The following is a 17205-nucleotide window of genomic DNA, read 5'->3' as shown; positions in this document are numbered from 1 at the left end:
GCTACCTGCCTCCCGCTACATCTAACAGGGCGCCGGTTGTGTAGCCCGCATTGTCGCCGAGCAACCAGACAATGGCCTCAGCTATTTCGTCGGCGGTGCCGGGCCGCTGCATGGGAACCTGCGGCGCCAGCTCGCGGGCACGGTCCGGCAGGCCGCCCGAGGCGTGGATGTCGGTGTCTATGATGCCCGGGCGCACCGCATTCACGCGTATGCCTTCGCCGGCGACTTCCTTGGCCAGCCCGACGGTGAAGGTGTCGATGGCGCCTTTGGCCGACGCGTAATCCACGTACTGGCCCGGCGCGCCCAGCCGCGCCGCCGCGCTGGACACGTTGACGATGGCGCCGCCCGCGCCGCCGTAGCGGGTGCTCATGCGCTTGACGGCTTCGCGCGCGCAGAGGAAAGAGCCGAACACATTGATCTCGAACATGCGCTTGAGCCGCGCCAGCGTCATGGCGTCGACGCGGGTGGTGCGGTCCACCACGCCAGCGTTGTTGACCAGGCCGTCCACGCGGCCCAGCTTGGCGTCGATTTTTTCAAACATGGCCAGCACCTGCGCCTCGTCGGCCACGTCGGCCTGCACCGTGATGGCCTGGCCGCCGGCCTGGCGGATCTGCCGCACCACTTCGTCGGCCGCCAGCGAATTGCTCGCGTAATTGACCGCCACCGCCCAACCCTGGCGCGCCGCCAGCAGGGCCGACGCCGCGCCTATGCCGCGTGAACCACCCGTGATCAGAACAACTTTTGACAAACCGCACCTCCAGCAGAAAATGGCAATCCCGGGTAAAAACGGGGATTGGGCGGATCAATGTACCCTAAGCGGCCCCTTGCGCAACAGCCGCCCGCCCGGCGGCGCAGCCCACCCATCCAAAGACCCAGACGGAGACAAACTTGAGCACCACCGTGGACTACTACTTCACCCCGCAAAGCCCCTGGACCTACCTGGGCCACGAGCGTTTTGCGCAGATCGCCCGCGCGGCGGGTGCCAACGTGCGGATGCTGCCCATAGACCTGGGCGGCAAGGTGTTCCCGATCTCAGGCGGCTTGCCGCTGGGCCAGCGGGCGCCGCAACGCCAGGCCTACCGGCTGCTGGAACTGCAGCGCTATTCGGACTACCTGCACGCGCCGCTCAACCTCAAGCCCAAGTACTTTCCGGTCTCCGGCGACGACGCCTCGCGCCTCATCATCGCCGTGGACCTGCGCGACGGCAGCGAAGCCGCGATGAAAATCGGCGGCGCGATCTTCAGCGCCGTGTGGGTGCGCGAGCGCCACATCGCCGACGAAAAGGTGCTGGCCGAGCTGCTCGCCGAATGCGGCCTGCCCGCCGAGCGGCTGGAGCAATCCTTCAGCCAGGCGGTGCAGGAGCGCTATGAGGCCAACACCCAGCAGGCGATTGACGCCGGCGTGTTCGGCGCGCCCAGCTACGTCATCGACGGCGAGCTGTTCTGGGGCCAGGACCGGCTTGACTTTGTCGAACGCAAACTCATGGCGGGCGCCTGAAGCGGCCGCCGGATTCATCCACCATCCACATCCACCTTACGCACACTGAAGGAGTTTCATCCATGGGCCAATCTATCAACCTTACCGCCGCCGACGGCTTTGTGTTCCCGGCCTACGTGGCCGAGCCCGCGGGAAAACCCAAGGCCGCCATCGTGGTCCTGCAGGAAATTTTTGGCGTCAACTCGCATATCCAGGCCGTGACGGACCGCTTCGCCGCCCAGGGCTACCTGGCGGTGGCGCCCGCGACTTTTCACCGCGTCAAGCCGGGCGTTGACCTGGGCTACGACGAGGCCGGGATGAAGGAGGGGATCGCGCTGAAAGCCGCTGTCAACGGGCTGCCCGCGCCGGGGGTGCTGACCGACATCCAGGCCGCCATCGACCATGCGGCAAAAGCCGGCGGCGGCAAGGTCGGCATCATTGGTTTTTGCTGGGGCGGCTTCCTGGCCTGGCGCGCCGCATGCCTGCTCAAGGGTTTGAGCGCGGCGGTGCCCTACTACGGCGGTGGCATGACGGCCGAGGCCGAGATCGCCCTGCAACCCAAATGCCCGGTGCTGGCTCACTTCAGCGACCGTGACCATTCGATTCCGCTGGACACCATCCACGCCTTCATCAAGGCGCATCCGGAAGTGGAGAGCCATATCTATTCGGCCGACCACGGCTTCAACTGCGACCAGCGCGGCGGCTATGACGAGGCGGCGGCCAAGCTCGCGCGCGAGCGCTCGCTGGCGTTTTTCGCCGCCAAGCTGGCCTGAGCATGCGCGGCGCCTGGGCAGCCATCGTCCTGGCGGCGCTTGCTGCGCCGGGTTTCGCGGCCGACTACGCCGGCCCCTTGTTTGACGCGCACCTGCACTACAACGAGGAAGCCTGGAACGGCAACAGCGGACCGCATTCGCCGGCCGACGTGCTGGCGCGCATGCAGCGCAACGGCGTGAAAGCCATCGTCGCCAACTCGCGGCCCAACGACGGCACGAAATCGCTGGCCGCCATGCCTGAGACCCGCAAGGCCGGCGTCACCGTCGTGCCCTTCATCCGTCTCTATCGCAACCGGGCTGATTACGACAACTGGTTTCGCGACGAGACGATTTACGAGATGGTGCAGGCCGAATTCGCGCGCGGCGTGACCGGCGACCAGGCCGGGCCGTACAAGGGCATAGGCGAATTCCACCTCTACGACAGCGCCAATGCCAACGGCCCGGTGGCAAAGAAGCTGATGCAGTTCGCCGCGAAAAACAAGCTGGCGATACTCGCCCATGTGGACGACACCGCGATCGACCTGCTGATGGCCCACGCGCCCGATGCCCGGCTGGTGTGGGCGCATACCGGTATTGGCGGCGCGCCGGTGGCGCGGGTCGATGCGCTACTGGGCAAATACCCGCAGCTCATGGGTGAGCTGTCTTACCGGCCCGGCCTGACCTGCGAAGGCGGCAAGCTTTGCCCGGAGTGGCGCGCGCTGCTGCTCAAATACCCGGGCCGCTTCATGATCGGCTCCGACACCTGGGTCAACCAGCGCTGGCTGTATTACGACGAACTTATGAAAGGTTACCGCACCTGGCTGGGCGATTTGCCGCCCGACCTGGCGCGAAAAATTGCCTGGGGCAATGCGGCCGGCATCTATGGTGTGGCGACACAATAAGGGTTATGTACAAGCTTCATTTTTCGCCTAGCTCCGCCGCCATGGTGCCCCATATCCTGCTGCAGGAACTGGGCGTGCCCTTTGAAAAAATCCTGGTCGATACCAGCACGGGCGCACACCGGTCAGAGGCTTATCGCCAGCTCAATCCCAACGGCCTGGTTCCCACGCTCACCGACGGCGAGCTGGTGCTTTACGAAACCGCCGCGATCTGCCTGCACCTGTGCGACGCGCATCCGGAGGCCGGCCTGGCGCCTGCATTGGGCACGGCGGAACGCGCGCATTTCTACAAGTGGCTGGTGTGGCTGACCAATACCGTGCAGTCCACCCTGATCATTTATTTCTATACCGACCGCTGGATGGACGCCGGCAACAGCGCGGGCGTGGCCGAATTGAAATCGCACGCCGAAGCCAAAGTCGGCTTGATGCTGGACCAGCTGGACGCCGAACTGGCGCGGCTGGAGAAGACGCATGCTGAGCCCTGGCTGCTGGGCGCGAATTTTTCGGCGGTGGATATCTACACGCTGACCTTGTGCCGGTGGACGCGCAACTTCGCGTCGCAGCCTGCGCGTGACCGTGCCCACCTGGGGCCTTACCTGCGGCGCGCGCTGGCGCGGCCGGCGGTGGTCAAGGCTTTTGAAGCCGAAGGCCTGGCCCAGCCCTGGGTCTGAATTTCAGGCGGCAGCCTGCGCGGGCGGGTTCTCGCGTTGCGCCTGCTCGATCTGGGCCACGAGTTTTTCCGGATCGGTGTCTTCCTTGAGGATGCGAACGTCCGGGTCGTTGCCGTTGTCCGCGCCGACTTTTTTGGCGATGCGTTCCAGCATCTGGATCATCTTGGTGTTCTCCTGCTCTGTCAGCAGGTTGATCTGCAGGTCGAGCTGGTTGCGCCTGTCGCTGATGCGCAGCTCATAGTTCTGGCTGATCAGGATGAAGGACGAAAGAAAAATCGCTTCCAGGGACACGACCAGCGTAAGGAAGGTGAAGGGGTAGGGGTCCCAGTGCGCAAGTCCCGGCCAGGAATTGGCGGCTATCCAGCATGCGAACACAAGCACGTGCAGCCAGACAAAAGGCATGGAGCCGCAAAAGCGCGCAATGAAGGCGGCCATGCGGTCGGCCCGGCTGCGGTTGGCCAGCGCGGCTTCTTCGACACGCCGCATGGACTGCACGTTTTCCCGCGTGAGGTCGTCCGCGCAGACCTTGGGCGAGATGTTTCCGTTTGAGCGTTTTTTCATCGGGCATCCTTCCGCGAGTGGCAGCGGCCGACGGAATCAACGCTGTGCCAGGCCCCGCGCAAGGTACAACGCATCGGGCACCGCTGCACCGTCGGCTGTATTGTCAAAGACACACCAGACCGAGGCGTCAGACGCCGCCTCAAGTTGGAGCCGGACAATCAGCGCATCCAGCACGTCCCGCGCATAGGCCGAGTAATACATGCGCGGCGAGCCGTGCAGGCGCACATACACCACGCCGGGATGGCCGCCGGGCTCGCGCCCCGCGTCGAACAGCACCGGGTCGGCCAGCACGCGGCCTACCTTTGCATCCTTGAGCGCATCGTCGGCCGCCGCCGTGAACCAGCTCGCGTGGCGCGGTTCCAGCGCGACGCCGCCGGCATGGCGCTGGCGCAGTTCACGCAGGAAGGCCGTCGCCGTTGCCGCATCAAAAGCCAGGCTGGGCGGCAGCTGCACCAGCAGGCAACCGAGTTTTTCACCCAGGCTGGTGACTTGCGGCAGGAAGGCGTCCAGCAGGCGCTGGCAATCGCGCAGGCGCTTTTCGTGGGTGACGGTTTTGGGCAGCTTGGCGCAAAAGCGGAAATGCGCCGGTACGCTGTCGGCCCAGCGCGCATAGGTGGCCGGCTGGTGCGGGCGGTAAAACGAGGAGTTGATCTCCACCGCGTTGAAGCGCGCGGCATAACGCTGCAGGTGTGTGCCGTCCGCGGGGAATTCAGGCCAGGTTTCGCGCGGCATGCTCCAGCCCGCGCAACCCGTTTTCACGCCCGAACCGCCGCTTGAGTGGGGATCGGGCTGCATGGCTGCTTTGTTGGCTAGTACTGGCCGCGCTGGCGCATGTCGCTGCGCAGGCGATCCAGCTGGTAGCTGGCGTCGCGCAAGGCATAACGGGCCTCTTCAATGCGGCGGTCCGAGCGCGAGAGCTGGTCGCGCAGCGTGCGTTTGCGGTCTTCGGCGGTTTTGGAGTCACGCAGCTCGGCCTGCATCTGGTCCTGCTCACGCTGCAGCCGTTCCAGGGTTTTGCGGGCGTCCTGGTCGCGCCAGGCTATGCCGTGGATGTTGCGGAAATTCTGGTCCAGGGGCGCGGGGCAGACGCCTTCATAGCTGTTGCCCGCGAGGCCCTCGTTCAGGGCGTTGGCCGGCTGGCAGTAGCTTTGCAGGCCCTGGGTGCGGCCGGCGCGGTAGACGGCCACGTTCACGGCGATGCCGGCCTTGGCGCAGGACTCGTAGTAGTGGGCGGCCCGGTCGGTGCGGCCGCGGCTGCCGTCCTGCATGCCCAGCTGGCGCCAGTCGGCGGTGGCGCATTCGGCGGGGCTCAGGCTCTCGCAGCCGGCGAGCAATGCCGAGGCGGCCAGCAGGGCCAGCAAAGGCGCGCGCAGTAGCGAGGGACCGGAGAAAAAGAAGCGGGCGAGGGCGGCGGTCATGGGACGGGTTTCCTGCAATGGGTAAAACGTGCGGCGCGCGTTGAGGTAAGCCTAACGGCGTGTGCGGGCCAGGTACTGCTTGCGCCAGAACACGGTGACGACGACCACCACGATCAGGATCATGAAGCCGGCGGTCCACCAGAAGCCGGCGGTGGTGTGCAGGAAGGGCATGAACTCGAAATTCATGCCGAAGAAGCCGGTGATCAGGTTCAGCGGCAGGAAGATGGCGGTCAGCGCCGTGAGCGTGCGCATGATGTCGTTGGTGCGGTTGCTTTGCGCCGAGAAATGCATCTGCACGGCGGTCTCGGCGCTTTGCTCCATGCGGCGCACGTGGTGCACCACGCGCTCGATGTGTTCCAGCACGTCGCGCGAGCGCACCTTGAGCAGCTCGCGTTCACGTATCGCGGCGGGTGTGGCGCCCTCGGGCCAGGTCTCTACGGAGTCGACCCAGTCCTGCACGGCCGAGCGCTGGTCTTCGCAGATTTCATCCAGGTGGTGCATGGCCAGCCGCGCGTCGAGCACCGAACTCCAGTTGGTAAAGCGTGTGCCGGGCCTGAGCAGCTCGGACTGCCAGTGGTCCAGCTGGCGCGTGAGTTCGCGCCGCAGCTCCAGGTAGCCGTCCACGATCTGGTTGACGATGCGCAGCATCATGTCGGCGGGGCTGGCGGGCAGCTTGACGCCGCTGGAGCGCGACTCCACCGTGGTGGCGTTGAGCAGCCGCGCCGCATAGGCGTCGCGCACGGCGCAATCGGTGGGGTGCACCGTCAGCAGCAACTGGTCAAACACGGCAAAACCGACGGGGCTGGTGTCTATGCGCTTGAGCACCGGAGGCCCGCTGCGCTTCATGCGCTCCTGCAGCGGCTCGCCGGGTTTGCTGAGGTCGGTCTCGCTCTGGCCCGCGGCCAGGCGGCGGAACACCAGGATGTCGTACTGCGAGGTGTAGTCGTAATGCGAGGGCAGCTGGTTGTTCAGCAGGTCGGCCACGTGCAGGTCGACCAGCTGGGTGCCGCACAGCAATTGCAGGCTGGCCTGGATCTGGGCCTGCAGCACCTCGAACTCGCGGCGCGCGCAGGCGATCCAGACAAAACCCTGGGCAGGCAGCTGGGTGGGCAGGGCGTCGGTCTCCATGACCCCCTGGCTGCCGGCGGTGACGTTAAAAACGCGCACCGCTCAGGCCTGGCGCAGCTTTCGGGCCGCGTCGATGGCGAAATAGGTCAGCACGCCGTCGGCGCCCGCGCGCTTGAAAGCCAGCAGGCTTTCCATCATGACCGCGTCGTGGTCCAGCCAGCCGTTCTGCGCGGCGGCCTTCATCATGGCGTACTCGCCGCTGACCTGGTAGGCGAAGGTCGGCACCTTGAACTCGTCCTTCACGCGGCGCACGATGTCCAGGTAAGGCATGCCGGGCTTGACCATCACCATGTCGGCGCCTTCGGCGATGTCCATGGCGACTTCGCGCAGCGCCTCGTCGCTGTTGCCCGGGTCCATCTGGTAGACCTTTTTGTCGGCTTTGCCCAGGTTGCCGGCCGAGCCGACCGCGTCGCGGAAGGGGCCGTAAAAGGCGCTGGCGTACTTGGCGCTGTAGGCCATGATGCGGGTGTGGATCAGCTTGCGGGCTTCCAGCGCCTGGCGGATGGCGCCTATGCGGCCGTCCATCATGTCGCTGGGCGCGACCATGTCGACACCGGCCTCGGCCTGGCACATCGCCTGCCTGACCAGCATCTCCACCGTCTCTTCGTTCAGGATGTAGCCGTTGTCGTCCGGCAGGCCGTCCTGGCCGTGCGTGGTGAAGGGGTCCAGCGCGACGTCGGTCATCACGCCCAAGCCGGGGAAGTTTTTCTTGAGTTCACGCACCACGCGCGGGATCAGGCCGTCGGGATTGGTGGCTTCCTTGCCGTCGTAGGTCTTGAGCGAAGCATCGACCACGGGGAACAGCGCCATCACCGGGATGCCCAGTTTTACGCATTCTTCCGCCACCGGCAGCAGCAGGTCCAGGCTCAACCTTTCAACGCCCGGCATGGACGCCACCGGCTGGCGTTGCTGTTTGCCGTCGACGACAAACACGGGATAAATCAGGTCGTTGGGAGTGAGCGCATGCTCACGTACCAGGTTGCGCGTGAAGGCGTCGCGGCGCAGGCGCCGGGGGCGGCCGGCAGGAAAGGGGGCAAAGTTGGAGGCGTGAAAAGTCATGCGCAAATTGTGCCAAAGCTTTCATAAAAGGCATGAAGTATTTGGCGCGCGGCCCTTGTGGCGGTGCGCCTGCCCAGCTTTACATGAAAGTTTCTTAGTTTACTTAGCAAAGCATTGCCAAGTCCCGAGCCGCGTGGTTAGAATTAATACGTGTAGTTACCAATTTGGTAGCCGCATCCCGCTTTTCCTCCCTGAGCGGGGCCTTTGCGTGTGACAGCAAAAAGGCTTAACAGCCCGGTGGCTCCATGCCATCCGGGCATTTTTTTGCCCGGCGTCATCCTGCACGCTCGCGGCCCTGGCGGGCGCCAGGCCCATGTAATGGCCTGTAATCGCCAGCATGCGCCCGCCCGCCCTACATTGGCTACCCGGCCCGGCGCATCGCGGGGCCTCATCTTCGAGGAGTTCCATCATGGCTACCATGATCAACATCGCCCAGGACGACACTGCACAAGTGGACCTCGGCAATTCCAACGGCATGAACATTGCCGCCCCCGGCGCCAAGGCCAGTGTGCATGTCGACTACCAACCGGCCGGCTCTGGCGCGTACAGCAGCGCGATCAAGGGATCAGCCGGCTATGGCAACCCGATTTCCGTCGCTGCCGGCGGGACCAAAGCCGTACCCAAGACCGACCTCGAGTCCGAGCATGTCCGGGTTGGCGCCAGGGGGGCGGGCATTACCGTGACTTATTGAGCCTTTCGCCCCAGGCCATCGCCTCTCATGCCTGCCGGTGCGAGGGGCGGGGACGGGCGGCGGCGGACTAAACTACCCGGATGCTCTGGGTCAAATCACTCCACATCGTTTTTATCGCCAGCTGGTTTGCCGGGCTGTTTTACTTGCCGCGCATTTTTGTGAACCTGGCGATGGTGCCGCCGGAAAGCGTGGCGGAGCGGGAGCGGTTGATCCTGATGGCGCGCAAGCTGATGCGTTTCACCACCATCCTGGCCGTGCCGGCGCTGGTTTTTGGCGCCTGGCTGTACCTGGGTTACGGCATAGGCCGCGGGCCGGGCAACGGCTGGATGCATGCCAAGCTGGCGGTGGTGGTGCTGGTCATCGGTTATCACCACGCCTGCGGCCGCCTGCTGGCGAAGTTCGTCGCCAACCACAATACGCGCAGCCACAAATGGTTTCGCTGGTTCAATGAAGTGCCGGTGCTGCTGCTGCTGGCCGCGGTCATCCTGGTCGTGGTCAAGCCTTTCTAGCAACCAGGGAACGCAGTGCCTTCCCCGAATTCACCAGCAGACGCGGACGAACCGGCTTTGCCGGGCGTGATGCGTCGCCCCCTGCAAGGGGGGGCAGAACTACACGAAGCGAAGCACAGTGAGGATGTCAGGGGTGTGCCAAATCCACGGGGTGTTCACAAGACCACCGCCTGGCCGCTGGCGCTGGCCGCCATCTGCCTGATTGTTTATGCCAGCCTGTATCCCTTCGCCGACTGGCGCGACCAGGGGATTTCGCCTTTTCGCTTCCTCACGGCGCCGCTGCCGCAGTACTGGACCGGCTTTGACGTGGGCGCCAACCTGCTGGGTTACGCGCCGCTCGGGTTTCTGCTGGCGCTGGCGGCCCTGCGCAGCCGGCGTGTCTCCTGGGCCGTGACGGTGGCGGTGCTGGCCGGCGGCCTGTTGTCGCTGGCGATGGAGACGCTGCAAAGCTACCTGCCGTCGCGCATTCCTTCCAACGTCGACCTGCTGCTCAACACCGTGGGCACTTGGCTGGGCGCCTGTTTTGCCTGGGCGCTGGAAAAAACCGGCGTGGTGGACCGCTGGAGCCGTTTTCGAGCGCGCTGGTTCGCGCAGGACGCTCGGGGCGCGCTGGTGCTGCTGCTGCTCTGGCCGCTGGCCCTGCTGTTTCCGGCCTCGGTGCCCATGGGGCTGGGCCAGGTGTTCGAGCGGCTGGAGGCCGCCCTGGCCGAGATATTGACCGACACGCCTTTCCTGGAATGGATGCCGGTGCGCGACGTGGAACTGCAGCCCCTGGTGCCGATCGCCGAATTGCTGTGCGTGGCCCTGGGCGCGCTGATTCCCTGCTTGCTGGGGTATTGCGTGGTGCGCACGCTCTGGCAACGGGCGGCATTTTCGGCGGCGGCCATCTCGGTCGGCATTGCCGCGTCGGCCCTGTCCGCAGCCCTGAGTTACGGCCCCGACCATGCCTGGGCCTGGCTGGACCTGCCGGTGCAGGTGGGCATAGGCCTGGCGGCGCTGCTGGCGGTGCTGCTGCTGGCCGTGCCGCGCCGCGCCGCGGCGGCGCTGGCGCTGCTGGCGCTGGCCATCCACCTGGGGCTGCTTAACCAGGCGCCCGCAGACCCGTATTTCGCGCAGACCCTGCAAACCTGGGAGCAGGGCCGTTTTATTCGCTTTCACGGCGTGGTGCAGTGGCTGGGCTGGCTCTGGCCTTACGCCGCGCTGCTCTATGTGCTGCTGCGGCTTTCGGGCCGCCAGCCGCGGTCTTGACCCGCCGAGGCGCGGGGCACACCACAATCCTCTAAAGTCACGGCATGCCTGAACAAAATTCCTATTACGAACGCCACATCTTCTTTTGCCTGAACCAGCGCGCCAACGGGGAAGAGTGCTGTGCCGACCACCGCGCGCAGGAAGGTTTTGACCGCTGCAAATCGCAGGTCAAGGCCGCAGGGCTGGCCGGGCCCGGCAAGGTGCGCGTCAACAAGGCCGGTTGCCTGGACCGCTGCGCGGCCGGGCCGGTGGCGGTGGTCTACCCGGAAGCCGTCTGGTACACCTATGTGGACGCGAGCGACATCGACGAGATCGTCGAGTCGCACCTCAAAAACGGCAAGGTGGTCGAGCGGCTGCTGACGCCGCCGCATCTGGGGCGCTAGGCCTCGCGCCTCTATATATAGATGCCAGACAGCAGATTCCCAGAAATGAAAGAGTCCTTGTTGTGAACGCCCAAACCCGCAAATCCATCATCGAAGGCCCGGCCGGCGCGCTTGAAATCGCGCTGGACCTGCCCGCCGGCGACTCGCGCGGCGTGGCGGTCATTGCGCATCCGCATCCGCTGTTTGCCGGCACCATGGACAACAAGGTCGTGCAGACGCTGGCCCGGGCTTTTGTGCACTGCGGCTGGACGGCGGTGCGCTTTAACTTCCGCGGCGTGGGCGGCAGTGCCGGTAGCCACGACGAAGGCCGGGGCGAGCTCGAGGACTTTCTCTCGGTGGTGGAACATGCCGCGCCGGCCAGCGCCGGGCAGACGCTGGCACTGGCCGGGTTTTCCTTCGGCGCCTTTGTCACCACGCACGCCTTCCAGCGCCTGGGCGCCAGCCGCAACATCGAAAAACTCGTGCTGGTCGGCACCAGCGTCACGCGCGCGCCAGCCGCGCCGATTGACGAGGCCGCCCACCTCAAAACCCTGGTCGTGCATGGCGAGCAGGACGACACCGTGCTGCTCTCGGCCGTCCTGGACTGGGCGCGCCCGCAGGCACTGCCTGTTACGGTTGTTCCCGGGGGCGGCCACTTCTTTCATGGACAATTGCCCCTGTTGAAAAATCTCGTGGTTCGCCACCTGTCTTCGCCCTCCGCCTGACCCGCGCTGCCAGGCCTTTCCGTTTAATTTCCTACTTCCCAGCGAAACCCTCAATGCAAGCTTCCTTCAAGGCTCCCCGCCCAGCCCATGGCCTGCGCGCCTTTGCCTCCACCGTCCTGCTGACTTTTTCCGCCGTGCTGCCCGTCGTCGTGCATGCCCAGGTGCCACAGGCGCCCGAAATCGCCGCGCGGTCTTATTTGCTGCTGGACGTGACCGCCAACCAGATCCTGGCCGCCAAGGACATCGATTCCCCGCTTGAGCCGGCCTCGCTGACCAAGCTGATGACCGAATACCTGGTGTTCGACGCGCTCAAATCCCAAAAAATCAGCCTGAAGCAGACCTTCGGCGTCAGCGAGCGCGCCTGGAAAATGCCGGGTTCGCGGATGTTCATCGACCCGAAAATGCAGGTGCCCGTGGAGGACCTCATCAAGGGCATGGTGGTGCAGTCGGGCAACGACGCGACCATGGCGCTGGCCGAAGGCGTGGGCGGCACGGCCGAGCATTTTGTGCAGCTCATGAACGAGCAGGCCAAGGCGCTGGGCATGAAATCGACGTCCTACAAGAACCCCGAAGGGCTGACCGAGGCCGGCCACACCACCACGGCGCGTGACCTGAGCATCCTGGCCACCCGGCTGATGACGGATTTCCCCGACTACATCGGTTACTCGGCGATCAAGAAATACCGCTACCCCGGCACGCCGGCCGCCAACGACACCAATCGCAACACCCTGCTGTTCCGCGACCCGACGGTGGACGGCCTCAAAACCGGCCATACCGATGCTGCAGGCTTTTGCATGATCGCCACCGCCAAGCGCGACTTTCCCAACCTGGGGGCAGCCGGCGCGCCGGGCGGCCGCCGCCTGCTGGCCATCGTGCTCGGCACGTCCAGCGACAATGCCCGCGCCAATGAAACGCAAAAATTGCTGAACTGGGGCTACACCGCCTATGAGGCCGTGAAGCTGTTTGACGCTGGCCAGGCCGTGGCCATGCCTTCCGTCTGGAAGGGCAAATCCTCCACCGTGAAGCTGGGCCGCCCGCAAGCCATCGTGGTCGCTGTCGCGGCCGGCAGCGCGCCCAAGGTCAAAACCCAGGTGGCCCGACCCGACCCGCTGGTTGCGCCGTTCACCAAGGGCCAATCGCTGGGCACGCTCAAGGTGATGCTGGGCGACAACCCGACGCCAGTGGCCGAAGTGCCGCTGGTGGCGCTGGAAGCGGTGGAAGAAGCGGGTATTCTGGGCCGCGCCTGGGATGCGATCCGGCTCTGGATCAAGTAAAGTCCCGGCCCGGATTTTTTTGAGAGTGTGCGCTAACATTCTCACGATTTGAATTCCACCAGGGGCGCTAACGCTCCGGGAAAGACATGGCAATGTGGCGGGCGTCTGTGAACTCAAGCAGTGCCCGTCGCCTTTTGCTTGAGCGTTTCCCCTAACCGGTTTATACTAGAAGGCTTTTCCGCTTTTACGGCGGGAAATATTTGTGGCCGCATCAACGCGGTAAATCAGTTTTCAGACGTTTAGGGACGTTTTCAATGCCAACCATCAATCAGTTAGTCCGTCAGGGGCGCGAGGTCGAAAAGATCAAGTCCAAGAGCCCTGCGATGGAAAATTCCCCGCAGCGCCGCGGTGTGTGCACCCGTGTGTACACCACGACGCCTAAAAAGCCCAATTCCGCTCTGCGTAAGGTTGCCAAAGTGCGCCTGACCAACGGTTTTGAAATCATTTCCTACATCGGCGGCGAAGGCCACAACCTGCAGGAACACAGCGTGGTGCTGGTTCGCGGCGGTCGTGTCAAGGATTTGCCCGGTGTGCGTTACCACATCGTCCGTGGTTCGCTCGACTTGCAAGGCGTGAAAGACCGCAAGCAGTCGCGCTCCAAGTACGGTGCGAAGAAGCCAAAGGCCAAATAAGCCAAACCGGCTCGGGTTTTTCTCTTCATTGAGAGCTTGCGCCAGAAGAGGTTGTCACAAAAGTCTGTGATAGTTCTTCAAAACAAGGTGTTTCATTCGCCCTGGCAGGTGTCTGAAACGAAGTGACCCAAGTGCAAATAGTTGCGCCGGTCGAGTAAGTGAGAGTTTGATAACTCTCGCGGTGTTGCCAAAGGCAATGCCAACTGAAGCAAAGAGGTGAAAAAATGCCACGTCGTCGCGAAGTCCCTAAACGTGAAATTCTTCCTGATCCGAAATTTGGCGATGTTGATCTCGCCAAGTTCATGAACGTGATCATGCAAGGCGGCAAAAAGGCCGTCGCCGAGCGCATCATTTATGGCGCGCTCGACTTTATCGAGAAAAAGAACCCCGGCAAAGATCCGCTCGAGGCCTTCCACATGGCCATCGGCAACATCAAGCCCATGGTTGAAGTGAAGTCCCGCCGCGTCGGTGGCGCCAACTACCAGGTGCCGGTTGAAGTGCGTCCCGTCCGCCGTATGGCCCTGGCCATGCGCTGGTTGAAGGAAGCCGCCAAGAAGCGCGGCGAGAAGTCCATGTCCCTGCGTCTGGCCAATGAGCTGATGGAAGCGACCGAAGGCCGTGGCGGCGCCATGAAAAAGCGTGACGAAGTTCACCGCATGGCCGAAGCCAACAAGGCGTTCAGCCACTTCCGCTTCTAATTTTTCGATTGCAGTATTTGCTGCGCTGAATTGACGGGTTGCCGGGCGGTTTCAGGGTGATGTCACCTTGATTGCCGCCGGTTCAACCCCAATTTCTGCCAGCCGGTGTGGTGCACAACATCACTCCTGGCTGGCAGACGCGTAGAAAAAATGAAGGATGCCCGGGTGCCGGGCAGTCTTTCAACGAGTCTTTGTTCGTAACCCCGAACTGAAAGTAATTTATGTCCCGCGCTACCCCCATTTCCCAATACCGCAACATCGGCATTTCCGCGCACATTGATGCCGGCAAGACCACCACCACCGAGCGGATCCTTTTTTACACCGGCGTGAATCACAAGATTGGTGAAGTTCACGACGGCGCGGCCACCATGGACTGGATGGAGCAAGAGCAGGAGCGCGGCATCACGATTACCTCTGCTGCCACCACCTGCTTCTGGAAAGGCATGGACACGTCCCTGCCCGAGCACCGCATCAACATCATCGACACCCCGGGCCACGTGGACTTCACGATTGAAGTCGAGCGTTCCATGCGCGTGCTTGACGGCGCCTGCATGGTGTATTGCGCCGTAGGCGGCGTTCAGCCCCAGTCCGAAACCGTCTGGCGCCAGGCCAACAAGTACAAGGTTCCCCGCCTCGCGTTCGTCAACAAGATGGACCGCACCGGCGCGAACTTCTTCAAGGTCGTCGAGCAGATGAAGCTGCGCCTGAAGGCCAGCCCCGTGCCCATGGTGATCCCCATCGGCGCTGAAGAAAACTTCACCGGCGTGGTCGACCTGCTGAAAATGAAGGCCATCATCTGGGACGAAGCCTCGCAAGGCATGAAGTTCACCTACAGCGACATCCCTGCCGAGCTCGTCGAGCTGGCCAAGGAATGGCGCGAGAAGATGGTCGAAGCCGCCGCCGAGTCGTCGGAAGAGCTGATGAACAAGTACCTTGAAGAAGGCGACCTGACCGAAGCTGAAATCAAGCTGGGCATCCGCACGCGTACCATCGCCAGCGAAATCCAGCCGATGTACTGCGGCTCCGCGTTCAAGAACAAGGGCGTGCAGCGCATGCTGGACGCCGTGATCGAATTCATGCCGTCGCCTATCGACATCCCGCCCGTCAAGGGCATGGACGAAGACGAAGCACCCGTCACCCGCAAGGCTGACGACGAAGAGAAATTCTCCGCATTGGCCTTCAAGTTGATGACCGACCCGTTCGTGGGCCAGCTGACCTTCGTGCGCGTTTACTCCGGCGTCCTGAAAAAGGGCGACAGCGTCTACAACCCGATCAAGGGCAAGAAAGAGCGTATTGGCCGAATCGTGCAGATGCACGCCAACAACCGTGAAGAAGTCAGCGAAATCCGCGCCGGCGACATCGCCGCCTGCGTGGGCCTCAAAGACGTGACCACTGGCGAAACCCTGTGCGATCCCGATGCCATCGTCATGCTCGAGCGCATGGTGTTCCCTGAGCCTGTGATTACCCAGGCCGTGGAACCGAAGACCAAGGCTGACCAGGAAAAAATGGGTATTGCGCTGCAGCGTCTGGCACAGGAAGATCCTTCTTTCCGCGTCAAGACCGACGAAGAGTCCGGCCAGACCCTTATCGCCGGTATGGGCGAACTGCATCTGGAAATTATTGTCGACCGCATGAAGCGCGAATTCGGCGTGGAAGCCAACGTGGGCAAGCCGCAGGTGGCTTACCGCGAAACCATCCGCAAGACGGTGGAAGACGCTGAAGGCAAGTTTGTGCGCCAGTCCGGCGGCAAGGGCCAGTACGGCCACGTCGTGCTGAAGATCGAACCCAACGAAGCCGGCAAGGGCATCGAGTTCATCGACGCCATCAAGGGCGGTGTGGTTCCTCGCGAATACATCCCCGCGGTCGAAAAGGGCATCAACGAAGCCGTCACGTCCGGCGTGCTGGCCGGCTATCCCGTGGTTGACGTCAAGGTCACGCTGCACTTCGGTTCGTACCACGATGTGGACTCGAACGAGCTCGCGTTCAAGATGGCCGCCATCTTCGGTTTCAAGGAAGGTTGCCGCAAGGCCGGCCCCGTGATCCTGGAGCCCATGATGGCCGTGGAAGTGGAAACGCCTGAAGACTACGCCGGCAACGTGATGGGCGACTTGTCCTCACGCCGCGGCATGGTGCAGGGCATGGAAGACATGGTCGGTGGCGGCAAAGCCATCAAGGCAGAAGTGCCCCTGTCCGAAATGTTCGGTTATTCGACCACGCTGCGTTCGATGTCCCAGGGCCGTGCAACGTACTCCATGGAGTTCAAGCACTACTCTGAAGCACCGCGCAACGTGTCGGAAGCCATCATGGCTTCACGCGCCAAGTAAAAAAGTCAGCTGCCGGTCCCGTGTGGGGCCGGCCGCTTTTTCCTTGTCTGCGATTGTGTGCCGCTTTGTACCCGTGCGAAGCGAATCAGCAACACAGTGCAGACGTTAAACCGTACACGGGCATGTTCTTTATCTGGAGAGAAAAATGGCAAAAGGCAAATTTGAGCGGACCAAACCGCACGTCAACGTTGGCACGATCGGCCACGTGGACCATGGCAAGACGACGCTGACGGCGGCGATCACGACCGTTCTGGCGGCCAAGTTCGGCGGCGAAGCCAAGGGCTACGACCAGATCGACGCGGCACCGGAAGAAAAAGCACGCGGCATCACCATCAACACCGCCCACGTCGAGTACGAAACGGCGAACCGCCACTACGCGCACGTGGACTGCCCGGGCCACGCCGACTATGTGAAAAACATGATCACCGGCGCAGCCCAGATGGACGGCGCCATCCTGGTGTGCTCGGCCGCTGACGGCCCCATGCCCCAGACCCGCGAGCACATCCTGCTGGCCCGCCAGGTCGGCGTGCCTTACATCATCGTGTTCCTGAACAAGTGCGACATGGTTGACGACGCCGAACTGCTCGAGCTCGTCGAAATGGAAGTGCGCGAGCTGCTCGACAAATACGATTTCCCCGGCGACGCCACCCCCATCATCCATGGCAGCGCCAAGCTCGCCATGGAAGGCGACAAGGGTCCCCTGGGCGAAGAGGCCATCATGAAGCTGGCTGAAGCGCTCGACACCTACATTCCCCTGCCAGAGCGCGCTGTTGACGGC

20 protein-coding genes are annotated in these 17205 nt (G+C 63.5%); 14 read left to right on the top strand and 6 right to left on the bottom strand.

All coding sequences use genetic code 11. The features are described from left to right. Nucleotide 1 precedes the first annotated feature (1 nt). A complete protein-coding gene (locus ACLV8F_RS15135) occupies nt 2-748 on the bottom strand; it encodes an SDR family oxidoreductase (RefSeq protein WP_411885028.1) in 747 nt (248 codons plus the stop codon). A 140-nt stretch (nt 749-888) separates the two neighbouring features. Between ACLV8F_RS15135 and ACLV8F_RS15130 the strand changes: the two genes are divergently transcribed. From ACLV8F_RS15130 to ACLV8F_RS15115, 4 genes are all read left to right on the top strand, one after another. Further along, nucleotides 889-1497: a 2-hydroxychromene-2-carboxylate isomerase gene (locus tag ACLV8F_RS15130; protein WP_411885027.1), complete on the top strand. Its 609-nt coding sequence runs from the start codon at nt 889-891 to the stop codon at nt 1495-1497. A gap of 62 nt (nt 1498-1559) precedes the next feature. Next, a complete protein-coding gene (locus tag ACLV8F_RS15125; RefSeq protein ID WP_411885026.1) occupies nt 1560-2249 on the top strand; it encodes a dienelactone hydrolase family protein in 690 nt (229 codons plus the stop codon). Nucleotides 2250-2251: 2 nt separating this feature from the next. After that, entirely contained in the window at nt 2252-3130 is an 879-nt protein-coding gene (locus ACLV8F_RS15120) for an amidohydrolase family protein (RefSeq protein ID WP_411885025.1), read from the top strand. A 5-nt stretch (nt 3131-3135) separates the two neighbouring features. Further along, nucleotides 3136-3798, top strand: a complete 663-nt coding sequence (locus ACLV8F_RS15115; RefSeq protein ID WP_411885024.1) for a glutathione S-transferase family protein — start codon at nt 3136-3138, stop codon at nt 3796-3798. Nucleotides 3799-3801: 3 nt separating this feature from the next. On the opposite strand, the gene ACLV8F_RS15110 is transcribed toward ACLV8F_RS15115, so the two are convergent. From ACLV8F_RS15110 to hemB, 5 genes are read right to left on the bottom strand one after another with little or no spacing between them, the layout of a single operon-like run. Beyond that, on the bottom strand, nt 3802-4359 hold the full coding sequence (locus ACLV8F_RS15110) for a DUF1003 domain-containing protein (protein ID WP_411885023.1): 558 nt from the start codon (nt 4357-4359) through the stop codon (nt 3802-3804). A 36-nt stretch (nt 4360-4395) separates the two neighbouring features. Then, nucleotides 4396-5154 (bottom strand): DUF72 domain-containing protein, encoded by a 759-nt coding sequence (locus ACLV8F_RS15105; protein WP_411885022.1) that lies wholly within the window; start codon nt 5152-5154, stop codon nt 4396-4398. A gap of 14 nt (nt 5155-5168) precedes the next feature. Next, nucleotides 5169-5777, bottom strand: coding sequence for a DUF2799 domain-containing protein (locus ACLV8F_RS15100; protein ID WP_411885021.1), 609 nt, complete (start codon nt 5775-5777; stop codon nt 5169-5171). Between the two features lie 51 nt (nt 5778-5828). After that, the gene (locus ACLV8F_RS15095; protein WP_411885020.1) at nt 5829-6944 is read right to left on the bottom strand and encodes a magnesium transporter CorA family protein; all 1116 of its coding nucleotides are present in this window, start codon (nt 6942-6944) and stop codon (nt 5829-5831) included. Between the two features lie 3 nt (nt 6945-6947). Beyond that, nucleotides 6948-7964 carry a porphobilinogen synthase gene (hemB, locus tag ACLV8F_RS15090; protein ID WP_411885019.1) on the bottom strand — a complete coding sequence of 339 codons (1017 nt, stop codon included), beginning with the start codon at nt 7962-7964 and terminating at the stop codon, nt 6948-6950. Nucleotides 7965-8373: 409 nt separating this feature from the next. Here hemB and ACLV8F_RS15085 point away from each other — a divergent pair, with 409 nt between their 5' ends. From ACLV8F_RS15085 to ACLV8F_RS15040, 10 genes are all read left to right on the top strand, one after another. Then, nucleotides 8374-8655, top strand: a complete 282-nt coding sequence (locus ACLV8F_RS15085) for a hypothetical protein (RefSeq protein ID WP_411885018.1) — start codon at nt 8374-8376, stop codon at nt 8653-8655. Between the two features lie 80 nt (nt 8656-8735). Further along, nucleotides 8736-9164, top strand: a complete 429-nt coding sequence (locus tag ACLV8F_RS15080) for a CopD family protein (RefSeq protein WP_411885017.1) — start codon at nt 8736-8738, stop codon at nt 9162-9164. A 135-nt stretch (nt 9165-9299) separates the two neighbouring features. Next, the gene (locus ACLV8F_RS15075) at nt 9300-10412 is read left to right on the top strand and encodes a VanZ family protein (protein WP_411885016.1); all 1113 of its coding nucleotides are present in this window, start codon (nt 9300-9302) and stop codon (nt 10410-10412) included. Nucleotides 10413-10456: 44 nt separating this feature from the next. Further along, the gene (locus tag ACLV8F_RS15070; RefSeq protein ID WP_411885015.1) at nt 10457-10795 is read left to right on the top strand and encodes a (2Fe-2S) ferredoxin domain-containing protein; all 339 of its coding nucleotides are present in this window, start codon (nt 10457-10459) and stop codon (nt 10793-10795) included. Nucleotides 10796-10857: 62 nt separating this feature from the next. Further along, a complete protein-coding gene (locus tag ACLV8F_RS15065; protein WP_411885014.1) occupies nt 10858-11499 on the top strand; it encodes an alpha/beta hydrolase in 642 nt (213 codons plus the stop codon). A gap of 53 nt (nt 11500-11552) precedes the next feature. Beyond that, nucleotides 11553-12773 carry a D-alanyl-D-alanine carboxypeptidase family protein gene (locus ACLV8F_RS15060; protein ID WP_411885013.1) on the top strand — a complete coding sequence of 407 codons (1221 nt, stop codon included), beginning with the start codon at nt 11553-11555 and terminating at the stop codon, nt 12771-12773. Nucleotides 12774-13027: 254 nt separating this feature from the next. Next, on the top strand, nt 13028-13405 hold the full coding sequence (gene rpsL / locus ACLV8F_RS15055; protein WP_092130055.1) for a 30S ribosomal protein S12: 378 nt from the start codon (nt 13028-13030) through the stop codon (nt 13403-13405). A gap of 224 nt (nt 13406-13629) precedes the next feature. After that, nucleotides 13630-14103, top strand: a complete 474-nt coding sequence (rpsG, locus tag ACLV8F_RS15050) for a 30S ribosomal protein S7 (RefSeq protein ID WP_011481226.1) — start codon at nt 13630-13632, stop codon at nt 14101-14103. Nucleotides 14104-14324: 221 nt separating this feature from the next. Next, nucleotides 14325-16427, top strand: a complete 2103-nt coding sequence (gene fusA, locus ACLV8F_RS15045; RefSeq protein ID WP_411885012.1) for an elongation factor G — start codon at nt 14325-14327, stop codon at nt 16425-16427. A gap of 145 nt (nt 16428-16572) precedes the next feature. Beyond that, the coding region (locus ACLV8F_RS15040; protein WP_411885011.1) for a GTP-binding protein at nt 16573-17205 on the top strand (633 nt) is incomplete at its 3' end.

The organism is Polaromonas sp. YR568 (assembly GCF_943369675.1).
Classification (GTDB): Bacteria; Pseudomonadota; Gammaproteobacteria; order Burkholderiales; family Burkholderiaceae_C; genus Polaromonas.
The sequence above is the reverse complement of the archived record's forward strand: the minus strand, read 5'-3'. Positions and strand labels throughout refer to the sequence as shown.

Coding starts and splice junctions, on each gene's coding strand:
- ACLV8F_RS15125 (WP_411885026.1), top strand. CDS start 1,560: ATGGGCCAATCTATCAACCTTACCGCCGCCGACGGCTTTGTGTTCCCG.
- ACLV8F_RS15120 (WP_411885025.1), top strand. CDS start 2,252: ATGCGCGGCGCCTGGGCAGCCATCGTCCTGGCGGCGCTTGCTGCGCCG.
- ACLV8F_RS15115 (WP_411885024.1), top strand. CDS start 3,136: ATGTACAAGCTTCATTTTTCGCCTAGCTCCGCCGCCATGGTGCCCCAT.
- ACLV8F_RS15110 (WP_411885023.1), bottom strand. CDS start 4,359: ATGAAAAAACGCTCAAACGGAAACATCTCGCCCAAGGTCTGCGCGGAC.
- ACLV8F_RS15105 (WP_411885022.1), bottom strand. CDS start 5,154: ATGCAGCCCGATCCCCACTCAAGCGGCGGTTCGGGCGTGAAAACGGGT.
- ACLV8F_RS15100 (WP_411885021.1), bottom strand. CDS start 5,777: ATGACCGCCGCCCTCGCCCGCTTCTTTTTCTCCGGTCCCTCGCTACTG.
- hemB (WP_411885019.1), bottom strand. CDS start 7,964: ATGACTTTTCACGCCTCCAACTTTGCCCCCTTTCCTGCCGGCCGCCCC.
- ACLV8F_RS15085 (WP_411885018.1), top strand. CDS start 8,374: ATGGCTACCATGATCAACATCGCCCAGGACGACACTGCACAAGTGGAC.
- ACLV8F_RS15080 (WP_411885017.1), top strand. CDS start 8,736: ATGCTCTGGGTCAAATCACTCCACATCGTTTTTATCGCCAGCTGGTTT.
- ACLV8F_RS15070 (WP_411885015.1), top strand. CDS start 10,457: ATGCCTGAACAAAATTCCTATTACGAACGCCACATCTTCTTTTGCCTG.
- ACLV8F_RS15060 (WP_411885013.1), top strand. CDS start 11,553: ATGCAAGCTTCCTTCAAGGCTCCCCGCCCAGCCCATGGCCTGCGCGCC.
- rpsL (WP_092130055.1), top strand. CDS start 13,028: ATGCCAACCATCAATCAGTTAGTCCGTCAGGGGCGCGAGGTCGAAAAG.
- rpsG (WP_011481226.1), top strand. CDS start 13,630: ATGCCACGTCGTCGCGAAGTCCCTAAACGTGAAATTCTTCCTGATCCG.
- fusA (WP_411885012.1), top strand. CDS start 14,325: ATGTCCCGCGCTACCCCCATTTCCCAATACCGCAACATCGGCATTTCC.